This is a genomic window from Allolucifera butyrica (assembly GCF_900476375.1).
GTDB classification, from domain to species: Bacteria; Bacillota; Negativicutes; order Sporomusales; family UPPP01; genus Lucifera; species Lucifera butyrica.
Window position 1 is genome coordinate 55,681 of record NZ_UPPP01000068.1, and the last position, 18,422, is coordinate 74,102.

Genomic DNA, 18,422 nt, shown 5'->3' on the forward strand with positions numbered 1-18,422 from the left:
ATTATGATTTCCTGCCGCACGAAAAGTAGTCAATCGTCCTGGCCAGCCCCTTCACCAAATCCGTCTGCGGCTGCCATTTTAAATCATGAACCGCAGCCGCGTTCGACAACGAAGACCGGTAAATGTCGCCTTCCCGGGCCGGCAAATAATTCCGCGTAACGGAGCGCCCCAAGACTTCGGACATTACGTCAATTAACGTATTCACACTTGTCTCCGTTTGGGTGCTTATGTTATAAACCCGGTTGCAATCCGTCGCCAATAGCGCCGCATAATTGGCGGCCGCTACGTCCCCTACATAAATAAAATCACGGGTTTGACCGCCGTCGCCAAAGATATTGACCGGCTCCTGTGCGGCCATTTTGCGGGTGAAAATGCTGACAACACCGCCCTCACCGGCATCTCCCTGACGCTCGCCGTATACATTGGCATAGCGCAAAGCGGCATATTCCAAACCGTAGAGTTCCTGATACAGCGCCAAATAACGTTCAACCGTCAGTTTACTCAAACCGTAAAAGGAAGTAGGACGGACCACGGTTGTTTCCACGACGGGCAAGGTATCGACATCACCGTAAACCGCTGCGCTGGAGGCAGCGGTAATCCGCTTTACACCGGTCTTCCGGCAAGCCTCTAAGAGATTTACCGTTCCCAGAATATTAACCCGGCAGTCAAAATGAGGATCATCCAGTGATTTCGGCACCATCGTCTGCGCCGCCTGATGAATGACATAATCAAAATGTTCCCGTTGAAACAGGGGCAACAGTTGTTCGCTGCCAAGATCCATTTCCACCAATTCAATCCCTTGCGGCAAGTTTGTCCGCAAGCCGGTGCTGAAATTATCAAGCACCACCACCCGGCAACCTGCCGCCAATAATTTATCTACAATATGGGAACCGATAAATCCGGCCCCGCCTGTTACTAAAACTTTCATTTTCAATTCAGATTCCCTCCTATTTTAATTCCCTGGTTATAAAATCCCGGCCAAATGTTTTGACCGTAAAATACAATCCGATACTAAACGGTAAATATTCCGCCAGTATCCGCCAGGCTACCGCCAATATGCCGACTGTCCCCGGCGGTAAAAAATTGCCGAACAACAGGACAAAGCCGCCTTCCGCCACGCCGGAGCCGCCGGGAGTCGGCGCAAAATATAATATTACGTTTAAAAAAATCATCCGGCCCAAGATTATCCACCAATTAAATGCGGCCCCAATTCCCATAAACAGTACCGGCACCATGCTATACATTGCCACCAGGCTGGCTGCCGACTCGACAAACACTCTCAGCATGCTGCCCGGCGCAGAAGCCAGTAAAAATACAGCCCCGCGCACATCACGGTATACCAGGAAAATCCGCCGCCGCCGGTCGGGCTGTAACTTCTTGGTCAAGCGAATCAATAAATAATTTGGTATTCTGGTACGAAAGAGCCAGATGCCGGCTACTATGCCCGCTATCAGCAGGGTGGAAGCAGCAACAAGGGTTCGCTCGGAAATCCAGGGTACCAACCCCGGATCATAAAAAAAGATTAAGGGTTGACAAACCAGTAAAAACAATATGGACAATATCGTCCTCACCAGTACGACCACCGTAGCCTTACCGGTCGGAACTCCGGCCCGCCGCAAAAACATCACCTGCGCCACGGCGCCACCGGCTGCTCCCGGCGTCAGCACAGCCAGAAAATAGTTGCTGAAAATAACTTGCACGCCCTGATAAAGAGAAATCCGTTCTCCGGAAATTCGGACGAGATGCATTAGGCGCGTCCCGTCAAAATACATGCCGAGCGCTAATAACAGCAAAGCGGCAACCAGGGACCACGGGCGAAAAACATTCAGGCTCTTCAGCGTATGAATATCGACCGTATAGTAAACAACGGCGGCGGAAATGCCGGCAATCAATAAAAACAATACAGTCAGCCGCTTATAAAATTTGTTCATGCGCCAACTCCCTGAACGAAAGCAATCGAATGTGATTTTGGTCCACGCAATAACGCAGCCGGGGATCACGAACCGCGTCTAATTCTTCCTGCCAGTGATAATTCCAGCCATACCTTTCATTCAAACTTTGATTCTCCAAGCCGGGATGGATCATGATTTCCGCGGTCCCATCCGGCAGTCGCCGGACAATATTTAAAAGATACTCCGCCTGCATATTGCCGCCGGCCAGCATGCCGAAAAAATGATCAGGGATGGCTAAGCCCCGCCGTTTCGCTCTTTTGCGCGCCCGTCCCGCTAAAAACGTAAGGCCGTTCCGGGCCAGTGTCCGGAATAGTTTTCGCGGATAGCCGCCGAAAAAGAAAATGGCCTCATCAGGAATCCGCATCGCCGGAATGGAGTATTGGTCGCAAAGGTCCAGGACAATATCGAAGATTCCCGGCAAAATATGCAGGTGCTGATGACTGTCTACATGCGTTATGGCGACGCCGCCGGCCCGAATTTTTTCAATTTGAGCCGTAAGTTCAAGCCGTACATCCTTAAGCCGGATTCGTCCGGCAAAAAACTGCTTAAAAAAGTCCCCATAACCGGCTGCAAAGTTTCCGTCCTCATTAACCAGCGACGCAATCTCCCCGGCAGGAGCAACCGGTTGGGCTCCGACCAGCGTTAAATGAACTCCCACGCCAAGTCCGGGATTACCACCGGTCAGATCAACGGCATGTTGAAAGGCCGGTCCTCCGGCCATAAGGGATGTACTGGTAATACAGCCGTTTTTATATCCTTCAATAATTCCTAAATTTACCTTTTCGTGCAAACCGAAATCATCCGCATTAATAATAATCTGTTTCATATGCAACCCTTAAATTTTATTTTTTGGCAACCCTAAAAATAAATGAATCTATCGTATATGTTAACATGGGTGGATGAATATGGCAAATAATTTACAAATTCCGCTATATTCTTTCCCGTATACTTTAACCCAAAGTTCTTATACTAATGTCTGTAGTACAAAATATTTTTTAAAAGGAGGTTTGCTTGTGAAAAAGTCAAGCTCTGCTACCGGTTCCAACAAAACTGCCGGCACATTAACAGCACAATATGACATTCACGGTGACTACTCCTCCCAGTCATCCGACAGCGCCGTCGGCCAGACAACGGACCAAACGATGACAAACCAAACGGCTACCGATAAAGCAACTAATAAAGCAACCAGCAAAGTACTGACTTCCCAGTATGATATCAACAGCGACTAAGTAAGGGAATGAAATGATTTGACAAAACAGGGAAGCCGTTAAAGCTTCCCTGTTTTTACCCGTGATTTTCGCAGCCGCCGGCCCGATAGTGACGTTTCAAAGCATTCAATATAGGAAATTTCTTGGTCGCTCAGATTATAAATGTGATAAACAAGCTGATTTAAATATTCATCAAATGCTTTTATTTTATAATTCATCACCGGGTCTCCCGCTTTTTCCCGCTTCACGCATTCCATCATTGTTTTTACTAAAGAAGGAGCTTGCTGGTTCAATTCGGCGTGAAAGAAAACCGGCAGCCGTTCTAACGTCTCAATATCGGTTTGAGCCATGGACCGGCCGTATTCCATACTGACTACATGATAGTAAAAAGACATTAAACGGGAATTAATCAGTAATACCAGATAGTCCAGCCTCATTACCGGGTCCGCCAGCGTAAAATGGTGAATATTGTTTAAGTGGTAAAACCCTTCTGCATCAATGGCGGCAATCAAACTATCCCCGGTTTGCCGGATTAGGATTTTTCGCTGTTTAATCGTCTCCGTCCGCCAGCCGCCTTTATATAACAAATCAGGATCAATATTCAGCCAATGCCCTTCGTAATGAATACCGTAACGGCAAATTTGACTGCCTGATACCAGGCCCCGCTGCCAGGCCGGCCCCTGCGGGGAAGTCGCAATGATGTCCCGTTGCCGCAAGACCGAACGAAGACCGGTATGGCCGGTGGCAAAGGTTCCCAACGCTGTGCCGGCGGCATCTATTTTATCAATCAGCACCTTAGCCGCAGAATCAAAAAAAAGCCGGAAGCGCTGATAGGGCAGCGTGGCAAAATAATTTTGCTCATATTGGCATAAAAAGGACTGACCGGATAACCCCAGCTTAGTATCCGCCCGGTAGACGCGGACTCGCTGTGTCTGGCGCAACTCCGCCTTCTCTTCCCGGCGCAAAATACAGATTGCCGAATAGCCTGTCGACGCATTCTTAAATACGTTGGCGGAAATGTGAGCCAACGCTTCGATCGCCGTGTGGTCCATAATGTACTTACGGATTTTGGAATAATAACGTCCCAGTAAAAAACTATCCGGCACGATGAAACCAAGCTTTCCACCCGGTTTTAAAAGATCAATCCCCCGTTGCATAAATAATACATAATAGCTGAGTTTATATTCCGCCGAAGCATGAAACGTTCGCCGCAAATAGTCCTCATAATGCGGGTCCAGGCGCCCTGCACCGCGGAGACCAAAGGAAAGATAGGGCGGGTTACCAATCACATAGTCATATTGTTCCGCCCCAAAAACCGGCTCCCAAGGAACCGTCATTTTTAAGCTATCGCAAACCACAATGTTAGGCGGTATTCTTCCCTCGCTTACGTTAGATTGCAACACCAAACCGGCGGCACAAATGTCGGCTGCAACCGGGTCGATGTCGGCTCCCCACAAATTGTAGCGTAAAATATGCCGGTGAATTCCCCCATCGGACCAGTCTTCCTGCGGATAGATTTGCCGCAATTCATCCCTGGCGGCGATAAATCTCCGCCGCAACGACTCATACGTTTTTAACAAAAAATAACCGCAGCCACAGGCCGGATCCACCACTTTTACTTTCGGCTCTTTTATCAGATCATGCTGTTCAATGGTATGCGCAATAATAAATTCCACGACTTCCGGCGGTGTATAATAGATCCCCCGCGTGCGGCGGTTAGCGGCACCTTGTTCATAGATTTCGCCCAGAATGGCGGCGTCGCGAGGCAACATTGCCACCCAGGCGTTAATTATGTCGATAAATGAAAAATTTATAGCAGTCCCTTCGCTGTTAACCTGGTCACGGACCAGGTCCAGCAGTTTGATCCTCGGCAGGGAACGCCCCATAATAATGCCGGCCTCCGTATAGCCCTGAAGAATTGAAACTACAATCCGCAATATAATGCCGGCAGCGTCATCCTGTCCCTCCGCCTCCAACTGCCCCAGCAGCCATGTGTATTGCTTCCTGAATTTTTTCCAGTTCACAGTGGTACAACCTTTCTCTCAGCAAATGCCGACCGTTTCCACATGCGCGGCATAAGCGCTGTGATTGTGTATGGATTCGTAGTTTTCACAATGAATCTCAAACCATTCCACACCATCCAGGGCTCGTAGGGCGAGAACCAAATCCCGCAATATATCTTCCACAAACTTGGGATTTTCATAGGCTCTTTCGGTAACATATTTTTCATCTTCCCGCTTTAAAAGCGGATAAACCGGACAACTGCCCTGCGCCTCCATCAATGCGGCCAGATCTTCAATCCAGATGAATTTTCCTTTGGCGTATTTAAGGTTTACTCTCATCAGGCCTCTTTGATTGTGGGCACCATACCGGGAAATCTCTTTACTGCAGGGACACAGGGAAGTAAAGGGCACAGCCAGTCCCATCGTAAAATCCAGCTTCCCCCCCTGGGCCAATTTTCCGGTAAAGGAACAGTCATAATCCAGCATACTCTTTAATTGACTGACAGGGGCCACCTTTTCAACAAAGTATTTAAATCGTATCGCAAGTTCAGCACTCTGAGCATTCAGGCGCTGAATGGTATCGGTTAAAATATTTTCCATTTCCCGGCCGGAAACCGGCTTCTGGCTCCAATCGCTCAACACCTCAATAAACCGGCTCATATGAGTCCCCTTGAATTCCTGCGGCAAATCCACGGTCAGCTCAATTTTGGCCAGCACCGATTGAAAATGGCCTTCCTTCGTTTTGATTAAAAAAGGTAAATGAACATCCTTTACCCCAACTTTCTGAATTGCAATTCCCCGCATATCGGAAGAATTTTGAACATCTCTCACTTTCATCACTCCTAGTACCTAAAATGCGCCGGATTCCGGCGCATTTATTCATGGGATCATACTTTTCTTCCAGTTAAACCTTGGTATCTGCCTCTTTTTAAGCAGGCTCGTTATGCAGAAGTTAATTTTACAATACTGATATTCTTATCCTTTTCAAGGTCGATAAAAGTCCCGTCGTTCGCGCGTACAACCGGGCGGTCCGCCGCCGTCTGTCCCATCAGTACCACTTCCGCCTCCCGGCCGTCGCTCAATTCCACATGATTCCCCAAGAAATAATCGCGGACATTATTGAGAAAAACGCCGCAAATGCCGGGATCCAGCTTATCGTACATTTCCCTCCAAAGGGATGCCACCACCTCAAAGGGCGTTACTTTATTATGATATACTCTGTCGGAGGTCATAGCGTCATAAATATCGGCAATAGCAATAATTTTACCAAAAGGATGAATTTTTTCGCCCGGCACCCTGAAAGGATAGCCGCTGCCGTCCATCCGCTCATGATGCTGCAGTACGCCGAATAAAACGTCTTCCGTTAAGCCGGGAATATCACGCACCATTTTGTATCCAAGCGTAGTGTGCTGCTTGACCGATTCCATTTCCGGCGATGACAGTTTTCCCGGTTTATTTAAGATTGACAGAGGAACCTGCGTTTTTCCCACATCATGCAACAAACCGGCCAGGATCAGTGATTTTAAAACCTCTCCGGTATAACCAAGCCAGCGTCCTAAAACACCGCATAGCACGGCTACATTGACGGAATGGCAGAAGGTGTAGTCGTTGGGACGCCGTGCCATATGAAGATGATTGACCACCCCAGACAATTCAATAAGGGAATCAATCGACGTTTCAGCCAATTCTTTCATATCGTGAATCGGTACTTCCCGGAAATAACGCATCGTATCAAAAGATGTCTTAATGGCTCGAACCGTATCTTCATAACCATGATCAAATTTTCTTTGTCTCTCAAGGAGGGCAGGATTCACTTCCAGACCCCTCCAGGCAGGGGGCTCGGGTTCCTCGGCTTCCAGGCGAACATCAACAACGCGAATGCCCCAATTAACCAAACGCTCAATCAAGTTTTCCGTTAAAACCGTGCCGACATCTAAAGCTAATCTTCCTTTTTCCGTCAACAGCATAGCACCGACAACCATCCCGGGTTTTACATCCGGAAGATTAAGGCGTTTAATTATGTAGTGGGGCATAATGTCACTCCTTTCAAACTTATTATCTATAATTCTTACATAAATATGTTTTTTCCTGCCAAAACCGGTGCTCTTTACCTATAATTCTTCCGTTGTCTTAAAATGCAGTTTACTTACGGCGGTAAGCTGTTCCCGCCCGTTCTGCTTCACAAACCGGCGGGCCGCCTCCCGCACCATGGCGGAGGCGCCCTTCGGAAAGGTCATCTTAAACCGTTCGGATAACAAATTCATACAGGCCAGAAAGCGGTCCCGGGCCAAAATCGAGGCGGCGGCTACAGCTATGTTGCGTTCTGCCCGGTGTTCCTGCACCAGCGTAATGGTTTTTCCTTTCGCCATTAAACTGGAAGTCAGATACGATTCGGCGGCGAACTGATCCGCCAGGGCAAACCGGCAAGAATGCCTTTCTAATATATCTTCAATAACCCGGGCATGCGCCCAGGCTAACAGATGATTCAAATTTTTCCCCGTTGCCTGAAATTGCTGATACAAGCGGTTATAATCCGCCGGCATGAATTCCAATTCGACATAGCGGCCGGAACACAAAGTACGGATTTGATCAGCCAACGCCCTGTTTTTCTCATCCGTAAGGGCCTTCGAGTCTTTTACACCGCAGGCTAATAACTGTTCGGCCGTAATTTTATCCACCAGGACACCGGCTACTACCAGTGGTCCGAAGTAATCTCCTTTACCGGATTCATCAGTACCAATCCAGGAAAAATCAAAATCAGCCACCTGTTCAAAACCGGGTGGTCTCCCGGGGAGATTCTTCTTTTCCCGTCCGGCGTCATGAACGGCATCCCCGCGAATAATCGCGGCCGCCTCTTCCCGGCAAGGATCTTGCTGCGAACCGCCAACGGTAATGCTGATCCCCTTTTTCCCCTGGTAAACATTGACGGGAACTTTACTGTTATTCTTGCCTACTGTAAATTGGATGCCATAAGCAATGGACCGCTCGGCGACAACACGAAAACCGGCCGCCGCCAAATCCTGCTTCAGTTGAGCAACGCGTTCTTCGAGACTATTCACTTTTTCTCCACCGTCCTATGTACGCTCATTCGCGGCCAGTTTCATTCCTAATTGCCATATTTCCTGCCATATCTGTTTAAACGGCACTCCGTGCTCTTCAGCCAGGCTTTTACAGTCTTCAAACTCAGGCGATACGTTGATGGTAGCCCCCCGATAGGTGCTGATCTTGACCCGCGCCATCCCCCAAGGGGTTGAAACATTATGAATCTGCCGCTGTGCCTTGGTCCGTTCTACCGGGAAATAGCGCACACCAATGGTGGAAGTCTCAGCGAACAGTATGTCTGTAATGATATCCTGTTTGTCTTGCGGCATTAGCACGGACAACAGGACCGCCGGACGGCTTTTTTTCATAATAACCGGTGTCAGCCAGGCATCAAGCGCCCCGCTATTCAAAAGTCTGTCCAGGATATAGGAATAAGCCTGCGGATTCAAATCGTCGATATTGGTTTCCAGCAGTATAACTTCATCCTTAGCGGCAGAACTTATGGAACCAAGTTGCAACCGCAGCACATTCGGTATTGCCAAATCCCAGGTACCGGCACCATAGCCGATTTTCTCGCTGAGGAAGTTTTCCGGCATCCGGCCGAATCCGGTTCCCAAGGCCGCCAATATGGCCGCTCCCGTTGGCGTAACCAGTTCCTTGGCTATGTCACCGCTATAATATGGAATTCCAATTAACAATTCGGCTGTCGCCGGAGCGGGAACAGGCATCCACCCATGACTGCATAAAACGGAGCCGGAACCGACATGCAGTTTGGAGGCAAAAATCTGTTGTACACCTAAATAATTGAGACACCATACCGTTCCGAGGATATCAACGATCGCATCCACCGCACCGACCTCATGAAAGTGGATCTTGTCCGGCGTAGTGCCATGAACTTTGGCCTCGGCGGCAGCCAGGACCGAAAAGACTCTTTTGCTCTGTTCTTTTACAGCCTCTTCCAGGGGTGCTTGCTCAATAATCCGGAAAATATCCGCTAAATGCCGGTGATGATGGTCATGCTCCGCCAGTTTTACATCCACATAATTAGCGTCAATTCCTCCTTTATTCACCCGCTGAATGATTAATTCATAACCGGACAGCGGCAGGCTTGCCAGTGTTTTCCTGAAAAGATCCTCCGGCACACCCGCATCCAACAAGGCCCCTAGCAGCATATTACCGCTGATTCCGGCAAAACAGTCTAAATACAAAGCTTTCACAAAAAATCACCTCATCTGATTGATTATACTTGCCAAACGGCCTGCTCCGAATCCGTTGTCAATGTTCACTACGGCGACACCGGCGGCACAACTGTTCAACATACTTAAAAGTGCGGACAACCCGCCAAAGTTAGCCCCATATCCCACACTGGTCGGAACGGCAATAACCGGTTTGGCAACCATGCCGCCGACAACACTGGCTAATGCACCTTCCATACCGGCGACGACGATAATTACGTTGGCCGCCTGTAAAATTTCATGTTGGGCCAGCAGGCGATGAATGCCGGCAACTCCCACGTCATATACCCGGCGAACGGAGTTGCCCATCACCTCCGCTGTCACGGCCGCTTCCTCCGCTACCGGCATATCACTGGTCCCGGCTGTCATAACCAGGATAAATCGCTCCGTGCCGGATTTCTTTTTCTCTCTTTCAACCACAATCATTTTGGCTATTTCTATATATTGCGCATCAGGGACAATTTCTTTCACGGCCTGAAACATTTCCGGCGTAGCCCGGCTGGCTAAAATATTGTTATTACATTGTGCCAGATTTTGCACAATTTTAACAACCTGGTCCACCGTTTTTCCCTGACAAAAAACAACCTCGGGAAAACCCTGCCTCATCAGGCGGTGGTGATCAATTTTAGCAAACCCCAGATCCTCATAGGGTAAATTCTTCAGCAAATTCACAGTATCTTCCAGAGAAATCTCACCGGAATGAAACTTTTCCAATGTTTGCCGTAAATTTTCTACGTTCATTTCTTCTCACCTCTCAAAAGTTCGTAAAAAAAAGACATAATATTCCCCGGGGAAAATCATGTCTTCAGACACAAAAGCAAGGGCTTCAGCCCTTATATTTTTTGAACATATATTATATTGTAAGCAGATATCCGCGATACTGTCAACTGCTTCAATTGGGAAACTGTTTTTCACGGCGGTTTTCCAGCAAAGCCTCCAGGGTTTCAATTATCTTCAGCAGGTTTTCCTCCAATAATATCAAGCCCTGGTTCAGAACAACGATCTGAGGATTGGCACAAGTGCGGGGTTCCCTTATGGCCACCTCCAGATGACTGATCGCCAGTTCAAGTTGTTCCGCCGCCCCGAGTACATGCCCGTCCAACAATTGTTCCAATAAGCCGTAATGATATATTTGTATTGCATCAATCGCCTGCCCAAAACCTTCACTGTTAAAATGGTTTTGCCCAAAGGACACAAAGTGCGTGGTAAACTCTTGGAATTCCATATTGTTCGCTAAATTTAGATCGGTATATAGCGAATACACTACCTTGCACAATTGAGTGATGTATTTATTTTGCAACTGCATTAATAGTAAAATATCGTTTAATTCCGTGTCCCGTCCCAGCATTGCCCCACCTCCCGGCCGCAGTGTGTCAATTCAATCTATAATATACTATTCCGGTTCTACGCATTATGTTTAGTCTTGGAATGTATTTTTACGGATTCACTGCTTATATTTCTTTAGCCGTAAATGTGAGGAACAACAAAAAACAAAGCAAGTATTCCAGCTATGGAAACTTACTTTGTATCCGTTACATTGCTTTTATAATCTGCAGTTCCGGTTCATGCAGCAAGTTGACAGCCCCTTTTAAAGTCCAGATAACCGGCCGGCCCAAATCACCGCTGTTTAGTCGAAGCACGGCGCCGCTCAGCCCGTTATTGAGCTTTACGGAACAGCCAATCCCATAGGGAACGGCAATCCTTTTAAACGTTTTCAATACCCCCGGATCAAAATAAGTCCGGCTGCCGCCCAATATCAGTTGAATGGCCGTACTGGATTCAATTTGGGGCCGGTAAACCCGGTCCGTTGTCAGTGCATCATACACATCGGCCACGGAAACAATACGGGCCAGGGGATGAATTTGCTCAAATTTCAGGCTGTGGGGATAACCCGCACCATCATATCGTTCGTGATGCTGCAAGGCGATAAACAAAACCCGTTCATCCAGTTGACAATCCCGGCTGAGAATCTCACCGCCAATGATTACATGACCTCGAACTAACGCAAACTCTTCCGGTGTCAAGGGCCCCTTTTTATCTAAAATATTCCGGGGTATTTGTGTTTTCCCCAGATCATGCAAAAGCGCTCCCAAACCCAGTACTGAAATTTCCTCTTCATTCAAAGCCATCGCCTTTCCCAGGGCGATGGCAAATAGACATACATTGACGCTATGGATGAATAAATAGTCGCTGCTGGTTTGCAATTCCTCCAAGTAAAGCAAAACTTGTTCCGTTCCAGACAATTCCCGGATAACCTGCTTAATATATTGCCGCAGATAAGGAAGTTGTTTCAGTAAACGGCCTTTGCCGGAAAAGGCTTCTTCCACCCCTTTGATCAGACGCCGGCGTACCGCTGCCCCGGCAATTCCCCTCACTACCGCATACTCCCGGTTCTCTTTTATCGGTTCCCTGACAGAAATAAAAGGAATATTTAATTTGGCCAGCCGTCTGACATAATCGCTAGTCAGCCGGATTCCTGCCGCAAAAAGCACCTTGCCGTTGCTGTCCAGCACATCGTCATCCAAAACCATGTTTTCCTTAACTTCTCGTACGGAAATTCGTTTTATGATCCGCACCCCCGAATTTGTCAACCCATTGTTCTTTATATAAAAATTCGACAGCCGGTTTTATATATCCTGCCAATCCATGGGAAAAACGGTTTATGCGCGCCTCCCCCGCCTCGCAGGACGAAAAACCTCTCGCAATTCATCCTGTAGCTTTAGAGTTTACAGACCACTAGGTTGTTTCCGGGAACTTTCCGGCAAAATTCCAAGAGGATTTTGTAGCACTATGTTGAAGGTTGTATAATATAATTCTTTTTTCAGGCGGTGAAAACGATGAGTCTCGGTTATTCTCGTAAAGAACTAGGTAAACTGCACAAAAAATTTTACGAAGAGAGAATGGAAAAAAACCCCGACGGCGAGGCGTTTCAGAGGGCTTTGATGTCCATGATTAAAGCGATTCTGGATGTTATTGATGCGAATAATAAAAAATTGGAAGAAGAAATAAAGAATCTAAAAAAGAACTCCCCGTGATTAGCGAGGGAGTTCCTTTTTTGGCTTAGGCTTAAACGTCCAGGGTTCGTTTCGTGCTCTTATGGCCCTTAAAATAATTTTGTATTGCATCAATTAACAGATATACCAGCGGGACAATAATCAGGGTCAGGAAGGTCGAAGTAATCAATCCGCCGGCTAAAACCACGCCCATAGACTGCCGGAGTTCTGCCCCCGCTCCAAGGCCCAGGGCGATCGGCGCCATGCCGAAAATCATGGCGAGCGTAGTCATCAAAATAGGACGCAGCCGCACCGTGCCGGCTTCCACCAATGCCTCATTAATTTCTATCCCTTTACTGCGCAATTGATTCGTATAGTCAACCAGCAGGATAGCATTCTTGGTTACCAGCCCCATCAGCATAATGACGCCAATGAGTGAAATAATGTTGATGGTTTTACCGGCGATCAACAGGCCAAGTATGGCGCCAATCAAAGAAAATGGCAGGGAAAGCATGATGGTAAACGGGTGAATAAAACTTTCAAACTGAGCGGCCAGCACCATGTAAATAAGAACAACTGCCAGAATCAAGGCCCGGGCTATTTCTTTAAAGGAATCTTTCATGGTTTGAGCCTGACCGACCAGTTTATAAGAATAACCAATAGGTAAATTCATTTCAGGCATAATTTGGCTGGTAATTTTATTAATGACATCACCGGAAGCAATTCCCACCGTATTGGCATAGACAATTACCTGCCGCTGCCGCCCCTCTCGGTCAATCTGGGTCGGACCGGAAGTCAGCTTTACCGCCGCAATATCGCCAAGCCGCACAAAGGTATTGTCTTTCCCCGCAATGCGTAAATTCGCCACGTCACTGATGTTTAACCGGTCACGGTCAAATAGTTGCACCCGGATATCATAATCATTATCATTAATGTTATATTTATTCTTGGTAGTTTCCCCGAGAAAGGCCGTTTGGATGGCATCACCGGCATCGGTCGCATTAACCCCCATTTCCCCGGCCCTGGCAGGGTCAAAGCGAACCTGAATCTCCGGTTCATACTGTTCACTGGAAATATCAACGTCCGTCGTACCGGAAATCTGACGGATCCGGTCAGCCAACTCGTTGGCATACTGATTCAGTTTCTGCAAGTCCGGACCACGCAGGCCGATTTGTACCGGCCGCGAATCCCCCCGTCCGACACCTTGATTATTCTGGACGGCAATTTTAAGTCCCTTTACATTACGAAATTTAATCCGCAATTCGTCCATAATGTCAAACATACTGCTCTTGCGCTTGTCCGCAGGGACCAGATGCACGCCGATAAAGCCTTTATAAACAGGCTGGGATTGTGAACCAAGCACCAGAAACGCCGATTCCAGACCAGGAATTTTTAAAACCTCGGCCTCAACCGGTGCAAGCAGTTCTTTCATTTTCTCGATTGAAGTTCCCGAAGGAGCGGCCAAGGAAATGGAGAATTCACCGGAATCATAGGAAGGCTGAAACTCCGTCCCTAAAAACGGCAGCAGCATTGCATTTAAAACCAAAGATAAAACCGCCAGGGCTACCAGCTTTTTCGGCCGCTTTAGTGCCCAGCGCAACGTCTTAATATAGATTTCCCGCACCGCTAAAAATCCGGCTTCCCAGCAACTTAGTAACTTTTCAACCAGATTAGACCGGTCCTGCTTTACCGGCCGTTTCAGCCAGTAAGCCGAAAGCATGGGGGTAAGCGAAAAAGCGACAAACAGCGAAAAGGCAACGGCAAAAGCAATGGTTAACCCAAACTGGCGAAAAAATTGGCCGATAACCTCTCCCATATTGCCGACCGGTACAAATACGGCCAGAATGGAAAATGTTGTCGCCAACACCGCCAGCGCAATCTCCTGCGTGCCGTCCCGGGCTGCTTCCAGGGGAGACTTTCCCTGTTCAAGATGGCGGTAAATATTTTCAATAACCACGATCGCATCGTCAATCAATATGCCGACTGCCAGACTGAGTCCCATGAGCGACATATTATTTAAAGTAAAATGCATTATTTTCAGCAGAAAAAACGTAGCAATAATTGATGTTGGGATCGCCAGGGCGCCAATGAGAGTAGCCCTGGCGTTTTGCAGAAACAAAAAAGTAATGATAACCGCCAGGAGTCCGCCGAAAAATAACGAGGCCATAACGTCATCCACGCTATTGCGGATATATACGGACCCGTCCCGGACAGTGGTAATCTGAATGTCGGAGGGTAATAGGGCCCGCAAAGATTCCATTTTCTGTTTAACCCGTTCGGCAACTTCCACCGTATTGGTTCCCGATTGCTTCTGAACGGCAATTAAGACACTCGGTTTTCCGTTGGTCCGGGCATAAACCCGTTCTTCCCCCCAGCCGTCCTGAACCGTGGCCACATCCTTAACCCGTACGGGGTTCCCGTTAAAATTGGCAACCACTAAATTGCCGATATCATCAATATTGGCAAATTTCCCTATCGTACGGACGGTAATCTCCGTACCCGCTTCATTCACTCTGCCGCCGGGCGTATTGATATTCTGGCTGTTAACGGCATTCAGAATCTGAGTGGCACTGATATTGTAAGCCGCCAGTTTTTTCGGATCGGCAAAAATATGGATTTCCCGGTCGTTTGCCCCATATACACTGACATCGGCCACCCCGTCCAGCCGTTGCAGTTCATCTTTGACAACATCAACGGCCAGCTTGCGGATTTCACCCCGCGGCCGGCTGTCCGAGGAAAGACTAAAATACACAATAGCCTGGGCGCTGATGTCAAAGCGCTGAACCGCCGGCTCATCAATCTGGTCGGGAAGTTTTTTCCGGATCCCCGCCACTTTCTCCCGGACATCATTGGCGGCCAATTTGGGGTCTGTGCCAAAATCAAATTCCAGGATGGTTTGCGAATACCCTTCCCGGGTAATCGACGATAACGTCTTAATACTGGAAACCGAACTGACGGCGTCCTCGATCGGCTTGGTTACGAGACTCTCCATTTCCTCCGGTGAAGCGCCCGTATAGGTAACCGTAACGGTAACAACCGGAAGATCCACATCCGGATACAAGTCAATCCCCAGAATAGGATACGCGCTAAGACCCAGCACGACCAGGAGCAAAACAACCATTGTTGTAAAGACGGGCCGCTTGATAAAGGTCGTGATCCCCATTAATTGCCACCCCCGGTCGAAACCGGCGCCCCATCTCTTAACTTATTCTGACCGGCTATAACAATCCGTTCTCCTTCCTGCACGCCGTCCAAAACTTCCGCCCAGCCGCCGCCGACATATCCCAGGCGCAGAACTTTCTGCCTTACTTTGTTCTCGTCGTCAACAACATAAACCGTCTTCTGGTCTTCGCGCATTACCAGGGCACTTTCCGGCACCGCCAGCGCCTGTTTATGCACTTGGCCCGGAATATCCACGCTGGCAAACATGCCGGCTTTTAGGATATTTTGCGGATCGGGAATGGTAATTTCCACGGTAAATGTACGGGCCGGCAGGCTGGCGGCAGGAGAAATCCGGGTTATTTTTCCCGCGAATGTTTTGTCCCCCAGAGCGCTAACCTTCACGTTTACCGGCTGCCCAATAACAATTCCCGTAATTTCCCCCTCACCGACAGTGGCTTTGGCTAATAAGGAAGTCATATCGGCAAGGGTTATAATCGGTGACCCCGCTTTCGTATAGGACCCGGCTTGAATATAACGTTTCGTGACAATTCCGTCCCGGGGTGCCACAATATTGGCATTATTCAGGCGGGCTTGCAGCAGGTCTAAATTACCCTGGGCCGCCCTGACCTGTCCGACGGCCAAATCTCTTTTAATTCTCGCCGTATCGAGAGCCTGGGCGGACACCGCATCCTGGGCGGCCAGTTCTTGGGTCCGCTTTAAGTCCAAACTCGCCTGTTCCAAGTTCGCCTTGTCGGAATACAGGGTTCCCTCCGCCTGCGCCACCTGGGCCGCCAGTTCGTTCGTATCCAGCGTGGCCAGCAGGGAACCGGACCGGACTTTGTCCCCTTCATCCACCGGCAGCCGGTCGATCCGCCCGTCCACTTTAGCGGCAATATCAGCACTCCATAAGGGCTCCAAATTCGCTGAAAAACTGGCTACAGGAATAATGTCCCGCCTTGCGACCGGGCCGGTTTCCACCGCAACGGCCAATCCCTGCGATACTTTGCCGGCCCGTGCTTTATTAGCGGCAAGATTGGCATGAATCCGATAACCGGCAATTCCTGCCAGCACGATTGCAACAATCAGCGCAACCATACCTGTCCTTTTCGCTCTTGTAACCAAGCTGGTTCCTCCTAAAAAAATTATGCTTGCCTCTTATTCTCCGCAAGCATAAATGAACCCTTTAAAATTTACAATAAAATAATAATATCAGACTGCCGTTAAATGCCTGTAATCTCGGTCAGCACCCGCTTCACCAGGTCGGCCGGCACGTCGGAACGGATCGTTACCCGGCCGATATCCTCCAGGAGAACCCAGTTAATGCTGCCGCTGATATTCTTTTTATCCCGCTCAATAAAGGAAAGTAACTGCTCCGCTCGGCACTCGCTGCTTTGCACCGGCAGACCAAACCGGAGCAGGGTGTTCTTTAGCGCCAAAACGGTGTCTTCACGGCATAAGCCAAGATACCGGCTGAGCAGCGCCGCGCCATGCATACCGATAGCAATAGCTTCGCCGTGCCGGTAGCGTTCAAAGCCGGCGCCGGCTTCAATGGCATGGCCGATGGTATGGCCAAAGTTTAAGATCATACGTAAATTGGCTTCCCGTTCATCCTGTTCTACCACGGAAGCTTTAATTTCACAGTTGCGGCGGATAATCCGGGATAAAACCGCCGGGTCCTTCGCCAAGATGGCCGGCGAATTATCATTTAAAAAAGCAAAAAAATCATTGTCGGCAATGACGCCATGTTTAACCACTTCCGCCAGTCCGGCCTTTAATTCCCGGTCCGGTAAAGTTTCCAGCACCGCCGGATCAATAACAACCAGCTTCGGTTGATAAAAAGCCCCAATCAGGTTTTTCCCCAGTATGTGGTCAACGGCCACTTTCCCACCGACGCTCGAATCCACCTGGGCCAATAGCGTCGTAGGCACCTGGATAAAAGGAACCCCCCGCAAATAGGTGGCCGCCGCAAATCCTGCCAGGTCACCGACGACGCCGCCCCCCAGAGCGATGATGGTCGATTTCCGGTCTAAGCCGGCCAGAATGGCCTGAGTATATATTTTTTCCGCCGCCGTCAAACACTTGGATGCTTCCCCCGCGGCGACACAGACCAATTCGGCGGCAAATCCGTTTGCCTGCAAGGAAGCAACAACCGTCTCGCCATATAAAGGGCCGACCGTCGTATCGGATACAACCAGCGTTCTGGTTGAAAAATCCGCTTGCGACAGCCATTCCCCTAAATAGCCGATACTTCCCGGTGAAATATAAATAGGATACGAATGAATCCCTAAATCAACCTTTACTTCTTCCAAGCCAATAACCTCCCTGCCGCAAAAAGTTAATGATCTGCTCGACAACCTCCTGCGGTGAATATACACTGGTATCAACGGAATAGTCCGCCTTACGGTATAATTCTGCCCGTTCCCTGAACAGCCTCGTTACCAGAGCGCACTTGTCGGGACATTCCAGCACCGGACGGTGCGTGCGCCTTCCCGTCCGTTCCAGTATTACCGGTAGCGCCGCCGTCAAGGATATGATAACGCCGTTGGCTTTTAAACGGTTCATGCTGTCAAGATTCATGACCGTTCCGCCGCCGGTGGCAATTACCGTATTGGTATAGCGTGACACCTTATTAATCAGGTCCCGTTCCTTCTGACGAAAATACGCCTCCCCATAAACCCGGAATATTTCGCTGATCGTCATTCCGGTTTCCTGTTCAATTTTCTGATCCGTGTCAATAAACGGCCGGTTCATTCGACCGGCCAGGAGCCGTCCCGTGCTTGTCTTACCGGAACCCATGAAGCCGGTTAATACTACATTCTTCATGGCT

The 18,422-nt window shown here is 48.8% G+C and carries 17 protein-coding genes; 2 read left to right on the top strand and 15 right to left on the bottom strand.

The window, feature by feature from the left end; genetic code table 11:
- Position 1: 1 nt before the first annotated feature.
- The 3 genes from LUCIF_RS10240 to hpnK are packed head-to-tail and all read right to left on the bottom strand — an operon-like array spanning position 2 to position 2,778.
- Positions 2 to 928 (bottom strand): NAD-dependent epimerase/dehydratase family protein, encoded by a 927-nt coding sequence (locus LUCIF_RS10240; RefSeq protein WP_122627832.1) that lies wholly within the window; start codon positions 926 to 928, stop codon positions 2 to 4.
- Positions 929 to 947: 19 nt separating this feature from the next.
- Entirely contained in the window at positions 948 to 1,931 is a 984-nt protein-coding gene (locus LUCIF_RS10245; protein ID WP_122627798.1) for a lysylphosphatidylglycerol synthase transmembrane domain-containing protein, read from the bottom strand.
- A complete protein-coding gene (hpnK, locus tag LUCIF_RS10250) occupies positions 1,915 to 2,778 on the bottom strand; it encodes a hopanoid biosynthesis-associated protein HpnK (protein ID WP_122627799.1) in 864 nt (287 codons plus the stop codon). The genes LUCIF_RS10245 and hpnK overlap by 17 nt, the downstream gene beginning before the upstream one ends.
- 187 nt (positions 2,779 to 2,965) lie before the next feature.
- On the opposite strand from hpnK, the gene LUCIF_RS10255 reads away from it, so the two are divergent.
- Positions 2,966 to 3,181: a hypothetical protein gene (locus tag LUCIF_RS10255; protein ID WP_126720589.1), complete on the top strand. Its 216-nt coding sequence runs from the start codon at positions 2,966 to 2,968 to the stop codon at positions 3,179 to 3,181.
- 38 nt (positions 3,182 to 3,219) lie between these two features.
- Here LUCIF_RS10255 and LUCIF_RS10260 read toward each other — a convergent pair whose 3' ends face one another.
- From LUCIF_RS10260 to LUCIF_RS10295, 8 genes are all read right to left on the bottom strand, one after another.
- Positions 3,220 to 5,184 (bottom strand): N-6 DNA methylase family protein, encoded by a 1,965-nt coding sequence (locus LUCIF_RS10260; protein WP_122627801.1) that lies wholly within the window; start codon positions 5,182 to 5,184, stop codon positions 3,220 to 3,222.
- A gap of 18 nt (positions 5,185 to 5,202) precedes the next feature.
- Positions 5,203 to 5,994, bottom strand: coding sequence for a GTP cyclohydrolase FolE2 (gene folE2, locus LUCIF_RS10265; protein WP_122627802.1), 792 nt, complete (start codon positions 5,992 to 5,994; stop codon positions 5,203 to 5,205).
- 110 nt (positions 5,995 to 6,104) lie between these two features.
- Positions 6,105 to 7,196 carry an HD-GYP domain-containing protein gene (locus LUCIF_RS10270; RefSeq protein ID WP_122627803.1) on the bottom strand — a complete coding sequence of 364 codons (1,092 nt, stop codon included), beginning with the start codon at positions 7,194 to 7,196 and terminating at the stop codon, positions 6,105 to 6,107.
- Positions 7,197 to 7,274: 78 nt separating this feature from the next.
- The gene (rnhC, locus tag LUCIF_RS10275; protein WP_122627804.1) at positions 7,275 to 8,222 is read right to left on the bottom strand and encodes a ribonuclease HIII; all 948 of its coding nucleotides are present in this window, start codon (positions 8,220 to 8,222) and stop codon (positions 7,275 to 7,277) included.
- A 15-nt stretch (positions 8,223 to 8,237) separates the two neighbouring features.
- Positions 8,238 to 9,422, bottom strand: coding sequence for a nickel pincer cofactor biosynthesis protein LarC (gene larC, locus LUCIF_RS10280; protein WP_122627805.1), 1,185 nt, complete (start codon positions 9,420 to 9,422; stop codon positions 8,238 to 8,240).
- Positions 9,423 to 9,428: 6 nt separating this feature from the next.
- A complete protein-coding gene (larB, locus tag LUCIF_RS10285; protein WP_122627806.1) occupies positions 9,429 to 10,181 on the bottom strand; it encodes a nickel pincer cofactor biosynthesis protein LarB in 753 nt (250 codons plus the stop codon).
- A gap of 151 nt (positions 10,182 to 10,332) precedes the next feature.
- Positions 10,333 to 10,788, bottom strand: coding sequence for a hypothetical protein (locus tag LUCIF_RS10290; protein ID WP_122627807.1), 456 nt, complete (start codon positions 10,786 to 10,788; stop codon positions 10,333 to 10,335).
- 184 nt (positions 10,789 to 10,972) lie between these two features.
- Positions 10,973 to 12,016, bottom strand: a complete 1,044-nt coding sequence (locus LUCIF_RS10295; protein ID WP_126720590.1) for an HD-GYP domain-containing protein — start codon at positions 12,014 to 12,016, stop codon at positions 10,973 to 10,975.
- Positions 12,017 to 12,277: 261 nt separating this feature from the next.
- Between LUCIF_RS10295 and LUCIF_RS10300 the strand changes: the two genes are divergently transcribed.
- Positions 12,278 to 12,475: a hypothetical protein gene (locus tag LUCIF_RS10300; protein WP_122627809.1), complete on the top strand. Its 198-nt coding sequence runs from the start codon at positions 12,278 to 12,280 to the stop codon at positions 12,473 to 12,475.
- A gap of 31 nt (positions 12,476 to 12,506) precedes the next feature.
- Here the strand turns inward: LUCIF_RS10300 and LUCIF_RS10305 are convergent, their stop codons facing one another.
- The 4 genes from LUCIF_RS10305 to LUCIF_RS10320 all read right to left on the bottom strand — a co-directional run bounded on the left by LUCIF_RS10305 (position 12,507) and on the right by LUCIF_RS10320 (position 18,418).
- Entirely contained in the window at positions 12,507 to 15,596 is a 3,090-nt protein-coding gene (locus tag LUCIF_RS10305) for an efflux RND transporter permease subunit (protein WP_122627810.1), read from the bottom strand.
- Positions 15,596 to 16,717, bottom strand: a complete 1,122-nt coding sequence (locus LUCIF_RS10310) for an efflux RND transporter periplasmic adaptor subunit (protein WP_207857407.1) — start codon at positions 16,715 to 16,717, stop codon at positions 15,596 to 15,598. Before LUCIF_RS10310 ends, LUCIF_RS10305 begins: the two co-directional genes overlap by 1 nt.
- A 98-nt stretch (positions 16,718 to 16,815) precedes the next feature.
- The gene (gene aroB, locus LUCIF_RS10315) at positions 16,816 to 17,904 is read right to left on the bottom strand and encodes a 3-dehydroquinate synthase (protein ID WP_122627812.1); all 1,089 of its coding nucleotides are present in this window, start codon (positions 17,902 to 17,904) and stop codon (positions 16,816 to 16,818) included.
- On the bottom strand, positions 17,885 to 18,418 hold the full coding sequence (locus LUCIF_RS10320; protein WP_122627833.1) for a shikimate kinase: 534 nt from the start codon (positions 18,416 to 18,418) through the stop codon (positions 17,885 to 17,887). Before LUCIF_RS10320 ends, aroB begins: the two co-directional genes overlap by 20 nt.
- Between the last annotated feature and the right edge of the window lie 4 nt (positions 18,419 to 18,422).